Origin of the sequence: Cellulomonas sp. FA1, from assembly GCF_000986825.1 — a bacterium.
GTDB lineage: Bacteria > Actinomycetota > Actinomycetes > Actinomycetales > Cellulomonadaceae > Cellulomonas > Cellulomonas iranensis.
On the sequence record NZ_LBMY01000001.1, the window covers coordinates 519422 to 534921 of the forward strand.

Annotated in this window: 13 protein-coding genes; all 13 read left to right on the forward strand. The window is 76.0% G+C overall.

From position 1 onward, the window contains the following. Positions 1-139: 139 nt before the first annotated feature. The 13 genes from dhaK to GY42_RS02325 all read left to right on the forward strand — a co-directional run bounded on the left by dhaK (position 140) and on the right by GY42_RS02325 (position 15356). Positions 140-1135, forward strand: a complete 996-nt coding sequence (dhaK, locus tag GY42_RS02265) for a dihydroxyacetone kinase subunit DhaK (RefSeq protein WP_046528079.1) — start codon at positions 140-142, stop codon at positions 1133-1135. Between the two features lie 31 nt (positions 1136-1166). After that, entirely contained in the window at positions 1167-1808 is a 642-nt protein-coding gene (dhaL, locus tag GY42_RS02270) for a dihydroxyacetone kinase subunit DhaL (protein WP_046528080.1), read from the forward strand. A gap of 76 nt (positions 1809-1884) precedes the next feature. After that, positions 1885-2604: a dihydroxyacetone kinase phosphoryl donor subunit DhaM gene (dhaM, locus tag GY42_RS02275; protein ID WP_046528081.1), complete on the forward strand. Its 720-nt coding sequence runs from the start codon at positions 1885-1887 to the stop codon at positions 2602-2604. A gap of 40 nt (positions 2605-2644) precedes the next feature. After that, the gene (locus tag GY42_RS02280; protein WP_046528082.1) at positions 2645-3043 is read left to right on the forward strand and encodes a DUF4233 domain-containing protein; all 399 of its coding nucleotides are present in this window, start codon (positions 2645-2647) and stop codon (positions 3041-3043) included. A gap of 47 nt (positions 3044-3090) precedes the next feature. Continuing rightward, the gene (gene ndk, locus GY42_RS02285) at positions 3091-3525 is read left to right on the forward strand and encodes a nucleoside-diphosphate kinase (protein ID WP_046528083.1); all 435 of its coding nucleotides are present in this window, start codon (positions 3091-3093) and stop codon (positions 3523-3525) included. A gap of 83 nt (positions 3526-3608) precedes the next feature. Then, positions 3609-7169 carry a chromosome segregation protein SMC gene (gene smc / locus GY42_RS02290; protein ID WP_046528084.1) on the forward strand — a complete coding sequence of 1187 codons (3561 nt, stop codon included), beginning with the start codon at positions 3609-3611 and terminating at the stop codon, positions 7167-7169. Positions 7170-7319: 150 nt separating this feature from the next. Beyond that, entirely contained in the window at positions 7320-7670 is a 351-nt protein-coding gene (locus GY42_RS02295) for a hypothetical protein (RefSeq protein WP_226235952.1), read from the forward strand. 65 nt (positions 7671-7735) lie between these two features. Further along, positions 7736-8953 carry a signal recognition particle-docking protein FtsY gene (gene ftsY / locus GY42_RS02300; protein ID WP_046528085.1) on the forward strand — a complete coding sequence of 406 codons (1218 nt, stop codon included), beginning with the start codon at positions 7736-7738 and terminating at the stop codon, positions 8951-8953. A 182-nt stretch (positions 8954-9135) separates the two neighbouring features. Next, positions 9136-10443, forward strand: coding sequence for an ammonium transporter (locus GY42_RS02305; RefSeq protein ID WP_046528086.1), 1308 nt, complete (start codon positions 9136-9138; stop codon positions 10441-10443). Then, positions 10443-10784: a P-II family nitrogen regulator gene (locus GY42_RS02310; protein ID WP_046528087.1), complete on the forward strand. Its 342-nt coding sequence runs from the start codon at positions 10443-10445 to the stop codon at positions 10782-10784. The genes GY42_RS02305 and GY42_RS02310 overlap by 1 nt, the downstream gene beginning before the upstream one ends. 34 nt (positions 10785-10818) lie before the next feature. Next, positions 10819-12615, forward strand: coding sequence for a [protein-PII] uridylyltransferase (locus GY42_RS02315; protein WP_046528088.1), 1797 nt, complete (start codon positions 10819-10821; stop codon positions 12613-12615). Positions 12616-12643: 28 nt separating this feature from the next. After that, positions 12644-14260 (forward strand): signal recognition particle protein, encoded by a 1617-nt coding sequence (gene ffh / locus GY42_RS02320; RefSeq protein WP_046528089.1) that lies wholly within the window; start codon positions 12644-12646, stop codon positions 14258-14260. 7 nt (positions 14261-14267) lie between these two features. Then, positions 14268-15356, forward strand: a complete 1089-nt coding sequence (locus GY42_RS02325; RefSeq protein ID WP_046528090.1) for an amidohydrolase family protein — start codon at positions 14268-14270, stop codon at positions 15354-15356. Positions 15357-15500: the final 144 nt, after the last annotated feature.

Genomic DNA, 15500 nt, shown 5'->3' on the forward strand with positions numbered 1-15500 from the left:
AGCGCGGCACGCCTGCACGGACGTGCACGCCCCCGCCGTCCACCCACGGTTGACGCCGCCCGGGCCGCGGGGTGAGGTGGGAGCCGCGGACGACGGCGTCCGGGCACGTCACGTGCCGCCGAGCGAGGGAGGCAGGGCAGTGAAGAAGCTCATCAACGACCCGCAGGACGTCGTCGCCGAGTCCGTCGAGGGGTTCGGCCTCGCGCACGCCGACGTCGTGACCGTGCACACCGACCCGCTGTTCGTCGCGCGCGCGGGCGGTGCCGTGCCCGGCAAGGTCGGGCTCGTCAGCGGCGGCGGCAGCGGCCACGAGCCGCTGCACGCCGGCTTCGTCGGCGTCGGCATGCTCGACGCCGCCGTGCCCGGCGCGGTGTTCACGTCGCCCACGCCCGACCAGATCGCCCCCGCGATCGCGGCCGCCGACGGCGGCGCCGGCGTCCTGACGATCGTCAAGAACTACACGGGCGACGTCCTCAACTTCGAGACCGCCGCCGAGCTCGCCGACGCCGACGGCGTCACCGTCCGCCAGGTCGTCGTCAACGACGACGTCGCGGTCGAGGACTCGCTGTACACGGCCGGCCGTCGCGGCGTCGCGGGCACCGTCGCGGTCGAGAAGATCGCGGGCGCCGCGGCCGAGCGCGGCGACGACCTCGACGCGGTCGCGGCGCTCGCGCAGCGCGTCGTCGACAACGTCCGCACCATGGGCCTCGCGCTCACGGCGTGCACCGTGCCCCACGTCGGCAAGCCCTCGTTCGACCTCGCCGACGACGAGATCGAGATCGGCATCGGGATCCACGGCGAGCCGGGCCGCGCGCGCGTCGGCCTCGAGAGCGCCGACGCGCTCACCGAGAAGCTGCTGATCCCCGTCGCCGACGACCTCGCGCTCACGTCCGGCGACCGCGTGCTGCTGCTCGTCAACGGCATGGGCGGCACACCGGCGTCCGAGCTCTACGTCGTCTATCGTCGGGCTCGCGCGTTGCTCTCCGGGCGTGGGGTCGAGGTGACCCGCTCGCTCGTCGGCAACTACGTGACATCGCTGGAGATGCAGGGCGCGTCGGTCACGGTGCTCCGTCTGGACGACGAGCTGACCGCCCTGTGGGACGCGCCCGTGCACACCACCGCGCTGCGCTGGTGAGACGGGGCCGGGGAGAGCGGGAGGCCGGGGGATGACGTTGGACGCGGCGTGGGCCGTCGACTGGGTGCGCCGCAGCGCGGCGGCGGTCGCCGAGCACCGCGACGAGCTCGTCGAGCTCGACCGTCAGATCGGCGACGGCGACCACGGCGAGAACATGCAGCGCGGCTTCCGCGCCGTCGTGGCCAAGCTCGACGCGCTCGACGCGCCGCCCGCGACCGTGGGCGACGTCCTGCGGCTCGTCGCGACGACCCTGATGTCGACCGTCGGGGGTGCGGCGGGACCGCTGTACGGCACGGCGTTCCTGCGGGCCTCGAAGGCGGGCGCGACCGACGCGCTCGGCGCCGACGGCGTCGTCGCGATGCTCGAGGCGGCGCTCGAGGGCGTCGTCGCGCGCGGCAAGGCGGCACCCGGCGAGAAGACCATGGTCGACGCGCTGACCCCCGCGGTCGCCGCGGCCGTCGAGGCCGCCGACCACGGCGCACCGCCGTCCGCCGTGCTCGCGGCCGCCGCGCTCGGCGCGCGCGACGGCGCGCAGGCCACCGTGCCGCTCGTCGCCACCAAGGGGCGCGCGAGCTACCTCGGACCCCGGTCCGTCGGTCACCTCGACCCCGGCGCCCGCTCGACCCAGCTCATCCTCGAGGCCGCGGCGTCCGCCGCGGCCGACGCCGACTGAGCGTCACCCCCCGTCCGCACCGACCGGTGCGGCGCACCACGGCACGACGAGGGCGTCGTGCGGAGAGGCAGGACGCGTGACCAACGAGTGGGCGCCCGTGGCGCTGGTGCTCGTGTCGCACTCGCGCGAGCTCGCGCAGGGCGCTGCGCAGGTCGCGGGGCAGATGGCGCCCCGCGTGCTCGTGGTCCCCGCGGGCGGCACCGACGACGGCGGGCTCGGCACGAGCTTCGACCGCGTCGACGCGGCGCTGCGCGAGGCGACCGCCGACGGACGCGCCGCCGTCGTGCTCACCGACCTCGGCTCCGCGGTGCTCACGTCGGAGTCGGTGCTCGAGCTGGCCGACGACGACCTCGCGGCGCGCGTGCGGATCGCCGACGCGCCGTTCGTCGAGGGTGCGGTCGCCGCCGCGGTGACGGCGCACGGCCGCGCCGACCTCGCCGCCGTGCTCGCGTCGGCCCAGGACGCCGCGGCGTCCTTCGGGGCGGCCGCCGGCGCGTCCGAGCCCGCGGCCCCGGTCGCGTCCGGCACGGCGCCGGACGGCGAGGTCCGTGCGACCGCCGTGCTGCGCAACCCGCTCGGCCTGCACGCGCGGCCCGCCGCGCTCGTCGTGCGGATGCTCGCGCCCTACGACGCGGCCGTGCAGGTCGACGGCGTGAACGCCGCGAGCGTGCTCGACCTCATGAAGCTCGGCGCGGTGCAGGGCGACGTCCTGACGATCACCGCGCAGGGGCCGCAGGCGTCCGACGCCGTCGCGCGCCTCGTGTCCGAGGTGGAGGCGGGCTTCGGCGAGGTCTGACCCGGGCGGGACCCGCCCGCGCGGCCGTTAGCCTGGTGCGATGAGCACGCAGCCGCCCGCTCCGCCGCGCCCCAAGCGACCGGCGAAGCAGCAGTTCACGCAGGCGACCCTCCTGCTCGAGGCGTTCCTCGTGTTCTTCGCGACCCTCGTGGCGTACGGCCTGCGCGTGGCCCCGCCGGCGACGGTCTGGACCCTGGGCGGCGTGACCTGCGCCGCGCTGGTCGTCGTCTCCGGCTACGTGGGACGCCCCGGCGGCTACCTCGCGGGCACGCTCGCGCAGGTCGCCGTCCTCGGCTTCGGCGTGCTGGTGCCGATGATGTTCGTCGTCGGCGGCGTGTTCGCGGTCATGTGGCTCGTCGCGCTGCGCCTCGGCGGCCGTATCGACCGCGAACGCGCCGAGTGGGACGCCGCCCACCCGCCCGGCGGCACCCCCGCCTGACGGACGCGGCCCCCGGGCGGCGCCCGGTCGCCGTTAGGGTGACGCCCATGACTGACGCACCCGCACCGCAGCGCACGCTCGTCCTGGTCAAGCCCGACGGCGTGCGACGCGGGCACGTCGGCGAGGTGCTGCGTCGCATCGAGGCGAAGGGCTACACGCTCGTCGCCGTCGAGCTGCGGCACGCCGACGAGGCCCTGCTGCTCGAGCACTACGCCGAGCACGCCGGCAAGCCGTTCGTCGGAGCCCTCGTGGACTTCATGCGCTCGGGCCCCGTGCTCGCGGCCGTGGTCGAGGGGCACCGCGTGATCGAGGGCTTCCGCTCGCTCGCCGGCGCCACCGACCCGACGGTCGCGACGCCCGGCACGATCCGCGGCGACCTCGCGCGCGACTGGGGCACCAAGCTCATCGAGAACGTCGTGCACGGCTCGGACGGCGAGGAGTCCGCGGCGCGCGAGATCGCGCTCTGGTTCCCGGGGCTCTGACGGCGGTCCGCACGCACGCGCCCGGGCCACGCCCGGGGGCGCGCGTGCGCCGCGCGGTGCCGCGCGTTGCCTAGGCTGCGTCCGTGCACCTCAAGACCCTGACCCTGCGCGGGTTCAAGTCGTTCGCCTCGGCGACGACCTTGAGCTTCGAGCCGGGCATCACGTGCGTCGTCGGGCCCAACGGCTCCGGCAAGTCGAACGTGGTCGACGCGCTCGCGTGGGTCATGGGGGAGCAGGGCGCCAAGTCGCTGCGCGGCGGCAAGATGGAGGACGTCATCTTCGCCGGCACGGCGGGCCGCCCGCCGCTCGGCCGCGCCGAGGTCGCCCTCACGATCGACAACGCCGACGGCGCGCTCCCGATCGAGTACTCCGAGGTCACGATCTCGCGCACGCTGTTCCGCAACGGCGGCTCGGAGTACGCGATCAACGGGCGCGGCTGCCGGCTCCTCGACATCCAGGACCTGCTGTCGGACTCGGGCCTCGGCCGCGAGATGCACGTGATCGTCGGGCAGGGCCAGCTCGACGCCGTGCTGCGCGCGACGCCCGAGGAGCGCCGCGGCTTCGTCGAGGAGGCCGCGGGCGTCCTCAAGCACCGCAAGCGCAAGGAGAAGGCGCTCCGCAAGCTCGACGCGATGCAGGGCAACCTCACGCGCCTGGGCGACCTCACGGCCGAGATCCGACGCCAGCTCGGGCCGCTCGGCCGGCAGGCGGAGGTCGCGCGCAAGGCCGCCGTGGTGCAGACCGACCTGCGCGACGCGCGGGCGCGGCTGCTCGCGGACGACCTCGCGCAGCTGCGCGCACGCCTCGAGCAGGAGATCGCCGACGAGTCGGCCGTGCGCGAGCGCCGCGAGCAGGTCGAGGTGCAGCTCGCCGACGCGCGCACACGGCTCGCCGCGCTCGAGCGTGAGGCCGCCGAGGCCGCTCCCGCGGTCAGCGAGGCGAGCGAGCTCTGGTACCGGCTGTCGGCGCTGCGCGAGCGCGTGCGCGGCACGGCCTCGCTCGCCGCCGACCGGGCCCGCCTGCTGGGGACGCCGACCGCCGAGCGCGGCGGCGGCCAGGACCCCGCCGACCTCGAGGCGCAGGCCGAGCGCGTGCGCACGGCCGAGGCCGAGCTCGCGCGCGAGGTCGACGCGGCCCGTGCCGCGGTCGAGGCCGCGGCCGCCGCGCGCCAGGAGGCGGAGCGTGCCGCGGCCGCGGGCGAGAAGGCGCTGGCCGACCTGCAGCGCGCCGCGGCGGACCGCCGCGAGGGCGTCGCGCGGCTCGCGGGGCAGGTCGCGGCACGGCGCAGCCGCGTCGAGGCCACCGAGGCGGAGATCGGGCGCCTGCGGTCCTCGCTCGCGGCGGCCGAGCAGCGCGCGCAGGACGCGACGACGCAGTTCGCGGCCCTCGAGACGCAGGTGGCGGGCGTCGAGGAGGGCGAGGAGGGCCTCGACGCCGAGCACGAGGCCGCGGTCGAGGCGCTCGACGCCGCCGTCGAGCGGGTCACCGCGCTCGAGGAGGCGCTGCGGGCGGCCGAGCGCGAGCGCGACCAGCAGGCCTCGCGCGTCGAGACCCTCGAGCTCTCGTTGTCCCGCAAGGACGGTGCGGGCGCCCTGCTCGCCGCCGAGGGCCTGCCCGGCGTCGTCGGCTCGGTCGCGGCCCTGCTGAGCGTCGACGCGCGCGACGAGGAGGCGGTCGTCGCCGCCCTCGGCGCGCTCGCCGACGCGGTCGCCGTCGAGTCGGTCGACGCGGCCGTCGACGCGATCCGGCACCTGCGCACGGAGGACGCGGGCCGCGCCGCGCTCCTGGTCGCCGGTCCGGCCGCGGCCGCGGCGCGTGAGCTGCCGCCCGGAGCGGACCGAGCCGTCGACCTCGTGCAGGCGCCCGCGGCCGTGCGGGACGCCGTGCACGCGCTGCTCGCCGACGTCGTGGTGGTCGACGACCTGGCCGCGGCGCGCGCGGTCCTCGCGGCGCACCCGGACGTCGTCGTGGCGACGCGGACCGGTGACGTGCTGTCGCGGCACCGCGCCTCGGGCGGGTCGGCGTCGGCGCCCAGCGCGCTGCACCTGCAGGCCGCGCTCGAGACCGCGCGCGAGGTCGGGGCGCGCGCGACGGCCGACGCCGAGCGGCTGCGCTTCGAGCTCACGGCCGCGCGCGACGCGCGGTCCGCCGCGCAGCGGGCCGTCGACGACACGCTCGACCGCCTCAACGAGTCCGACGCGGCGCTCGCGGCCGTCGCCGAGCAGCTGGGGCACCTGGGCTCGGCGGCCCGGGCCGCACGGGCCGAGGCCGAGCGCGTCGAGCGCTCCCTCGAGGCGGCCGGCACGACCCTCGCCGAGGACCACGCGACGCTCGCGGAGCTCACGGCGCGGCTCGCGGCCGTGCAGGAGGCGCCCGAGGACGCCGAGGCGGCCATCGCCGAGGCGACGGCGCGGCGCGACGCCGACGCGGCCGCGGCGACGGCGGCGCGGTCGCGCGAGACCGAGGCGCGGCTGACGCTGCGCACGAGCGAGGAACGCGCGCGGGCGCTCGCCGGTCGGGCGCAGTCGCTCGAGCGCGCGGCGGCGGCCGAGCGCGCGGCGCGCGAGCGGGCGGCCCGGCGCGAGCGCGAGCGTGCGCGCCAGGTGGCCGTCGCGCGCGCCGTGCACGCGGGCGCGGTCCGGACCGGTGAGCTGCTCGACCGTGCGCTGCAGCGCGCCGCGCACGAGCGGGACGCGGCGGAGGCCGCGCGCGCCGAGCGCGACCGTGCGCTGGGCGAGGTCCGCTCCCGGGTCGACGCGCTCGCGCGCGACCTCGCCGAGCTCACGGACGTCGCGCACCGCGACGAGGTCGCCCGCGCCGAGCAGCGCCTGCGCGTCGAGCAGCTCGAGACCCGCGCCGTCGAGGAGCTGGGCCTGGACCCTGACGTGCTGCTCGACGAGTTCGGGCCGCACCGTGACGTGCCGGTCGTGCTCCCGCCGGGCGTCGAGCCCGACCCGGAGGCGGCGACGGCGGTGCCGTACGTGCGCACCGAGCAGGAGAAGCGGCTGCGCGCCGCGGAGCGTGCGCTCGCGCAGCTGGGCCGCGTGAACCCGCTCGCGCTCGAGGAGTTCGCCGCGCTCGAGGAGCGGCACCGGTTCCTGGTCGAGCAGCTCGCGGACCTCAAGAAGTCGCGCGCGGACCTGCTCGAGATCGTCAAGGAGATCGACGAGCGCGTCGAGCAGGTGTTCGCGGACGCGTACCGGGACACGGCGGCGGCGTTCGACGAGGTCTTCCCGCGGCTGTTCCCGGGCGGCGAGGGTCGGCTCGTCCTCACGGACCCGGACGACATGCTGACGACGGGCATCGAGGTCGAGGCGCGCCCCGCCGGCAAGAAGGTCAAGCGGCTGTCGCTGCTGTCGGGCGGCGAGCGCTCGCTGACGGCGGTCGCGCTGCTGGTCGCGATCTTCAAGGCGCGCCCCAGCCCGTTCTACGTCATGGACGAGGTCGAGGCGGCGCTCGACGACGCGAACCTCGGGCGGCTGCTCGAGATCTTCCGGGAGCTCCAGGACGACTCGCAGCTCATCGTCGTGACGCACCAGAAGCGGACGATGGAGATCGCGGACGCGCTGTACGGCGTCACGATGCGGGGCGACGGCGTGACCACGGTCGTGAGCCAGCGCATGGGGGAGGGCGAGTCGGCCTGACGCCGGCGCGCCGCGCACGTTTCATCCCATGACCGGCTCGTGACCTGGTCGGACGCCCAGATCGCGGCGCATGTGAAGGTTTGGCGCGGGTTCCGGCGGGGTCGCGCGCGGTGCCGCGCGTGTCGCGGATGCGCGACGGAGACTTGTCACGTGCTCGTCGTGATGGTCGTCCTCGTCTCGCTCGCCGTCGCCGCCGCCGTGCTGGTGGTGGTGAGCGTCACGACCGAGCACGAACGCGACGGCGAGAGCGGCTGGCAGGCGTTCCGGCGCGGGCTGCGCGCCCGTCGTCACCCCGACGAGGTGCAGCGCGAGGCCGCGCGCGCCGCGGCCGCCGACCCGGTCGACCTCTCGCTCGCGGACTTCCTGCGCGCGACCGCGTCCGAGGGCGACGGGTACCTGCACCCCGAGGAGATCACCGAGGACCTCCAGCGGGCGCGCGAACGCGCCGCGCAGGTGCTGCGCGCGCGTCGCGAGCACGGCGGGGACGTCGCGACCGGCTGACCCCCGCGCGGCCCCCGGGCCGCGTCGGCTCGCCCTCACCGCCGCCCGCCCGACAGACTGTCCACGTGGACCTCAACGATCTCCTGCCGTACCTCATCGGCGCGCCCGTGCTGGTCGCCGGCGCCGTGGCCGCCGTCGTCGTGCGCCGACGCCGCCCGGGCGCCCCGACCGCCGACGAGCGCACCGCGCCGCCCGCCGGGACGACGTCGTCGACGACCGCACCGCCGGAGGCGCCCGCGCCCGACGTCGCGACGCCTGCCGCCACGACCGACGCGGCGGCGCCCGGCGTCGAGGTCCCCGACACGGCCGAGCTCACGACCGCGCCGCCGCTCGAGACGCCCGCGCCGACCGCCGGCCGCCTGCGTCGCCTGCGCGAGCGGCTCGCGCGCTCGGGCTCGCCGCTGGGCACGCGGCTGCTCGGCGTCCTGTCGCGCGACCACCTCACCGAGGACGACTGGGACGAGCTCGAGGAGACGCTGCTGCTCGCCGACGTCGGCGCCGGCCCCACCGACGAGCTCATCGCGGCCCTGCGCACGCGCGTGCGCGTCGACGGCCTGCGCGACGGCGCGCAGGCGCGCGAGGTGCTGCGCGAGCAGCTGCTCGCGCTCGTCGACCCGACGCTCGACCGCTCGCTGCGCACGTCGCCCACCACCGGCGAGGACGGCACGCGCGTGCCGGCCGTCGTGCTCGTCGTCGGAGTCAACGGCACCGGCAAGACGACGACCGTCGGCAAGCTCGCGCGCGTCCTCGTCGCCGACGGCAGCAGCGTCGTGCTCGGTGCGGCGGACACGTTCCGCGCGGCCGCGGCCGACCAGCTCGAGACGTGGGGCTCGCGCGTGGGCGTGCCGACCGTGCGCTCGGACCGCGACGGCGCCGACCCGGCCGCGGTCGCGTTCGACGCGGTGCGCGCGGGCGTCGCGGACGGCGCCGACGTCGTGCTCGTCGACACCGCGGGCCGCCTGCAGAACAAGGCGGGCCTCATGGACGAGCTCGGCAAGATCACGCGCGTCATCACGCGCACCGCGCCCCTGTCCGAGGTGCTGCTCGTGCTCGACGCGACGACCGGCCAGAACGGCCTCAACCAGGCGCGGGTCTTCGGCGAGGTGGCCGGGGTCACGGGCATCGTGCTGACCAAGCTCGACGGCACGGCCAAGGGCGGCATCGTCGTGGCCGTGCAGCGCGAGCTCGGCGTGCCCGTCAAGCTCGTGGGGCTCGGCGAGGGCCCCGACGACCTCGCACCGTTCGACCCCGAGGCGTTCGTCGACGGCCTGCTCGAGGGCTGACACGGCGACCAGGGGCCGGGACGCGCCGTCCCGGCCCCTGGACGCCCGCCCGGCACGAAACGCAACGTTTACGCGCAGGGGCCTGCTGTCACACGTGCGTAACCGCACCGCCCGTCGAGCGAAACGGCACCGCTCCACAGTTGTCCCCGTCCGGCCGCCAGGCTGGCGAGGGGAGAGCAGACATGGAGTGGGACACCGGAGCGGCGGCCTGGATGCTGACGTCAGCATCGCTCGTGCTCCTCATGACGCCGGCGCTGGCGTTCTTCTACGGGGGCATGGTCCGCGGCAAGTCCGTCCTCAACATGATGATGATGTCGTTCGGCGCGATGGGCGTCGTCGGCGTGGTCTACGTGCTGTGGGGCTGGTCGATGTCGTACGGCTCGGACGTCGCCGGGATCTTCGGCAACCCGTTCGACCAGTTCGGCCTGAGCGGCACGCTGTTCGACGCGGACGGCGCGGCGATCGCGAGCCCGCTCGGCAACTACCCGCAGGTGATCGACGTCGCGTTCCAGGTGACGTTCGCGATCATCACGGTCGCGCTCATCAGCGGCGCGCTCGCGGACCGCGTCAAGTTCGGCACGTGGATCGCGTTCGTCGCGGTCTGGGTGACGGTCGCGTACTTCCCGATGGCCCACATGGTGTGGGGCGGCGGCCAGCTCTCGGGCGCCGAGGGCTCGATCGCGGCGGCGATCTTCGGCACCACCGACGGCGCGGCGAACACGGCGCCGATCGACTTCGCGGGCGGCACGGTCGTCCACATCAACGCCGGTGTCGCGGCCCTCGTGCTCGCGCTCATCATCGGCAAGCGCAAGGGCTTCGGCACCGAGGCGATGCGCCCGCACAACCTGCCGTTCGTCATGCTGGGCGCCGCGCTGCTGTGGTTCGGCTGGTTCGGCTTCAACGCCGGCTCGGCGTTCGGCGCCAACGAGACCGCGGGCCTCGCGTGGGTCAACACGACGGTCTGCACGGCCGCAGCCATGCTCGCCTGGCTCGTCACCGAGAAGTTCCGCGACGGCCACGCGACGTCGCTCGGCGCCGCGTCGGGCATCGTGGCCGGCCTGGTCGCGATCACGCCGGCCGCGGGTGCGCTGCGCCCCGTGACCTCGATCGTGCTGGGCGTCGTCGCCGGCGTGCTCTGCGCGCTGGCCGTCGGCCTGAAGTACAAGTTCGGGTACGACGACTCGCTCGACGTCGTGGGCGTCCACCTGGTCGGCGGCCTCGTCGGCACGGTGATGATCGGCTTCCTGGCGGACGAGGGCGGCCTGTTCTTCGGCGGCGGTGCGAACCTCCTCGTCATCCAGGTCGTGATCGCGCTCGTCGCGGTCCTGTTCTCGGGTCTGACCACCGCGGTCATCGGCCTGATCCTCAAGGCCACGCTCGGCTGGCGCGTCTCGCAGGACGTCGAGGTCGGCGGCATCGACCTCGCGGTGCACGGCGAGACCGCGTACGAGAACCTGGGTGGCGCCCGCATCGTGTCGGAGGTGAAGTGATGACGAAGCTCGTGACGGCGGTCATCCAGCCGCATCGGCTGGACGACGTGAAGTCGGCCCTCGAGGCCGCCGGGGTCCGCGGCCTCACGGTCAGCGAGGCCAGCGGCTACGGCCGGCAGCGCGGCCACACCGAGGTCTACCGGGGCGCGGAGTACACCGTCGACCTCGTCCCGAAGGTGAAGATCGACGTGCTCGTCGCCGACGAGGACGTGGCCGGGGTCACCGAGGTGATCGTCCAGGCGGCGCAGACCGGCAAGATCGGCGACGGCAAGGTGTGGGTCGTCCCGGTCGAGGACGTGGCACGCGTCCGCACCGGCGAGCACGGCGACGACGCGCTCTGAGCGCGCTCCGAGCAGGAGGGGTCACGGCTCACCGATGACGAACGGACGGCCGCCCGCGGGGGGCGCGGCCGGGCACGGGTCCCAGCAGCAGGTCCCGCACCCCGCCGGGGTGCGGGACCTGCGTGCTGCACGGCTCGACCTGGCCGCACGGATGACGGGTCCGGGCAGCGACGGCGTCGCCCGCCGCCGCGCGATCGCCGACCTCGTGGTCGGCGCTCTCGCGCGCCTGTGGGACGAGGCCACGGAGGGAAGGGAGCTCCAGGGCGTCGCGCTGGGCGTGGTCGGCAGCGTGGGGCGCGGCGACGCGAGCCCGGTGTCGGACCTCGACCTGCTGCTCGTGCACGAGGGGCGCGGGCACTCGGCCGACGAGCTCGCGCGGCTCGCCGAGCGCCTGTGGTACCCGATCTGGGACGCGGGTCTCGACCTCGACCACTCGGTGCGCTCGCTCGCGCAGTGCCGCCAGGTCGCGTCGAAGGACCTGCCCGCGGCGGTCGGCCTGCTCGAGCTGCAGCCGGTCGCGGGCGACGGCCTCGTCGTCGCGCGCGCGACGTCGGCCCTGCTGGCGGACTGGCGCTCGGCGGCGCGCCGCCGGCTGCCCGAGCTGCTGGCCTCGACGCGGCAGCGCGCCGACCGGCACGGCGAGCTGGCGTACCTCATCGAGCCCGACCTCAAGGAGGCGCGTGGCGGCATCCGCGACGCGGTCGTGCTGTCGGCGCTGGCGGCGACGTGGCTGACCGACCGGCCGCACGGTGCGGTCGACCACGCGTACGCGCACCTGCTCGACGTGCGCGACGCGGTGCAGGTCGTGACGCGCCGGCACACCAACCGGCTGCTGCAGGCGGACCAGGACGAGGTCGCGGCGCTCGTCGGCTTCGACGACCGCGACGACCTGCTCGCGTCGATCGCCGAGGCGGGCCGCGTGATCTCGTACGCGCTGGACACGACGGCTCGCAACGCGCGGCAGGCGCTGCAGCGGCCCGCGCGCGGGCCGATGCTCGTGCGCGGCCGCCGGACTCCGCCGCGGCTGCGGACCATCGCCGAGGGGCTCGTCGAGCACGATGGCGAGCTCGTGCTCGCGGTCGACGCGCGGCCCGCGGACGACCCGGTGCTGTCGCTGCGGGCCGCCGCGACCGCGGCACGCACGGGTCTGGTGCTCTCGCCCGTGACCGTCGCGAGCCTCGAGGCGACGCCGCCCCTGCCCGTGCCCTGGCCGCGTCCCGCGCGCCAGCAGCTGCTGCACCTGCTGGGCGCCGGCGCCGCGCAGGTGCCGGTCTGGGAGGCGCTCGACCTCGCGGGCGTCGTGACGACGTGGATCCCGGAGTGGGCGGGCGTGCGCAACCGGCCGCAGCGGTCGGCGATCCACCGGCACACGGTCGACCGGCACCTCGTCGAGACCGTCGCGCGCGCCGGCCGTGACCGGCGCGCGGTCGACGCGCCCGACACGCTGCTGCTCGCGGCGCTCCTGCACGACGTCGGCAAGCGCGCCGGCGCGGGGGACCACGCGGTCGAGGGGGCGCGGCTCGCGGGGCCGATCGTCACGCGCATGGGGTTCGGGGAGGACGTCGCGGCCGACGTCACGCGGCTCGTGCGCGAGCACCTCACCCTCGCGGAGCTCGCGACCACCGCGGACCCCGACGACCCGGCGACGCTCGCGCGGCTGCTCGACGCGGTCGACCACCGCGCCGACCTGCTCGCGCTGCTGCGCGCGCTCACCGAGGCCGACGCGTCGGCGGCGGGCCCCGCGGCCTGGACGACGTGGCGCGCCACGCTCGTCGACGACCTCACGCGCCGGGCCTCGCAGGCGCTGGCGGGTACCCTGGGACGTCCGTAGCCGTTCCGTCCGACCCCGCGAGGCCAGGTTGTTCGCCACCCTCTCCGACCGTCTCACGTCGACGTTCAAGAACCTGCGCGCGAAGGGGCGCCTCTCCGAGGCGGACATCGACGCCACGATCCGCGAGATCCGGCGTGCGCTGCTCGACGCCGACGTCGCGGTCCCGGTGGTGCGCCAGTTCACGGGCGCGGTGCGCGAGCGCGCGCTGTCGGCCGAGGTCTCCGGCGCGCTCAACCCCGCGCAGCAGGTCGTCAAGATCGTCAACGACGAGCTCGTCGGGATCCTCGGCGGCCAGACGCGCACGGTCGCGTTCGCGAAGCAGCCGCCGACCGTCATCCTGCTCGCGGGTCTGCAGGGCGCGGGCAAGACGACGCTCGCGGGCAAGCTCGCGCTGTGGCTGCGCGAGCAGGGCCACACGCCGCTGCTCGTCGCGGCCGACCTGCAGCGCCCCAACGCGGTGACCCAGCTCCAGGTCGTCGGCGAGCGCGCGGGTGTGCCCGTCTACGCGCCGCACCCCGGCAACCAGGGCTCGGACGACGTGCTTCCGGCCGGTGCGGACCCGGTGGCGGTCGCGCGCTCGGGCCTCGAGACCGCGCGCCAGCGTCAGCACGACGTGCTGATCGTCGACACCGCGGGTCGTCTCGGCGTCGACGCCGAGCTCATGTCGCAGGCCGCCGACATCCGCGACGCGGTCGACCCCGACGAGATCCTGTTCGTCGTCGACGCGATGATCGGCCAGGACGCCGTGACGACCGCGCAGGCGTTCGCCGACGGCGTCGGCTTCACCGGTGTCGTGCTGTCGAAGCTCGACGGCGACGCGCGCGGCGGTGCCGCGCTGTCGATCGCGAGCGTCACGGGCCGCCCGATCATGTTCGCCTCGACCGGTGAGAAGCTCACCGACTTCGAGGTGTTCCACCCCGACCGCATGGCGTCGCGCATCCTCGACATGGGCGACGTCCTCACGCTCATCGAGCAGGCCGAGAAGGCGTTCGACGCCGAGCAGGCCGAGAAGATGGCCGGCAAGCTCGTCGGCGGCGAGGACTTCACGCTCGAGGACTTCCTCGTGCAGATGCAGCAGCTCAAGAACATGGGCTCGCTGAAGAAGATGTTCGGGATGCTGCCGGGCATGGGCCAGATGCGCGAGGCCCTGGAGAACTTCGACGAGCGCGAGGTCGACCGCATCGAGGCGATCATCCGCTCGATGACGCCCGGCGAGCGGCAGAACCCCAAGATCATCAACGGCTCGCGGCGCGCGCGCATCGCGCGCGGCTCGGGCACCACGACGAGCGAGATCAACCAGCTGCTCGAGCGGTTCGAGGGCGCGAAGAAGATGATGCGCCAGATGGCCCGCGGCGGCGGCATGCCCGGCGGCATGCCGGGCATGGGCAACCTGCCGGGCATGGGCGGCAAGAAGTCGCGCGGCCGGCAGGCGCCGCCCAAGCGCGGCAAGGGCGCACGGTCGGGCAACCCCGCGAAGCGGGCCGAGCAGGAGCGGGCCGCCGCGGCGCGCGCGGCGGGCGAGGCGCCTCCCGCGCCGTCCGGGTCGGCGTTCGGGCTCGGCGGCGCCGCCCCGGCGCAGGACGACGCGGCGTTCGACCCGGGCAGCCTGCCCGCGGGGCTGGGCGACCTGTTCAAGGGGCGCTGACCGGCGCGTGATCACGCACCTGCGCGGCACCGTGGTGCTCGGCGACGAGCACGAGGTCGGCGAGGCGTGGGTCGTGGGGGACCGGCTCACGCTCGAGCAGCCGGCGGGGGCGCCCGAGGCGGTGCTCGAGGGCTGGGTGCTGCCCGGGCTGGTGGACGTGCACTGCCACGTCGGCCTCGCGGCCGACGGTGCGGTCGACGCGGCGACGGCCGAGCGGCAGGCGGTCGCCGACCGCGACGCGGGCGTGCTGCTGGTCCGGGACGCCGGCTCGCCCGCGGACACCGCGTGGGTGCACGCGCGCGACGACCTGCCCCGTCTGCTGCGCGCGGGCCGGCACCTCGCGCGACCCAAGCGGTACCTGCGGCACTACGGCCGGGAGCTCGCCGACCCGGCCGACCTGCCGGACGCCGTCCGCGAGGAGGCCGCGCGCGGCGACGGCTGGGTCAAGCTCGTGGCCGACTGGATCGACCGCGACCTCGGTGCCGACGGCGACCTCCGGCCGCTGTGGCCGGACGACGTCCTCGCCGCCGCGGTCGCCGCCGCGCACGATGCGGGCGCGCGCGTCACGGCGCACACGTTCAGCCACGAGGCGCTCGACCCGCTGCTGGACGCGGGCGTCGACTGCCTCGAGCACGCGACGGGCGCCACGCCTGCCCAGGTCGAGCGCATCGCGGCAGCGGGTGTCCCGGTGACGGCGACGCTGCTGCAGGTGGGGCAGTTCGGCGCCATCGCGGCGCAGGGGGAGGCGCGCTACCCGCGGTTCGCGGCGCGCATGCGCGCGATGCACGAGCGGCGGTACGCGCACGTGCGGGACCTGCACGACGCCGGGGTGCCGCTGCTGGTCGGCACCGACGCCGGCGGCACCATCGGCCACGGGCGCATCGCGGACGAGGCGGCCGAGATGGTGCGCGCCGGCCTGCCCGCGCACGACGTCGTCGCGGCCGCGTCGTGGCGCACGCGCGCGTGGCTCGGCGTGCCCGGGATCGCGGAGGGCGCGAGCGCGGACGTCGTCGTCTACGCGGCCGACCCGCGCCGCGACGTCGCCGAGCTGGCGCGTCCCGCGGCCGTCGTGCTGCGCGGGACGCGGGTGCGGTAGCCGTCGCGGTCGAGCGCCCGGACCCCGCCGAGCCGGTCGGTCCGTTGCGGCTCGTTCACTACTTCGACGCGCGTCGGGGTCCCTTCCGGTCGCTCAGCGCGCTGCCACCCGACGAGGCGCGCCGCGCAGGGCGGGACGCCGCGC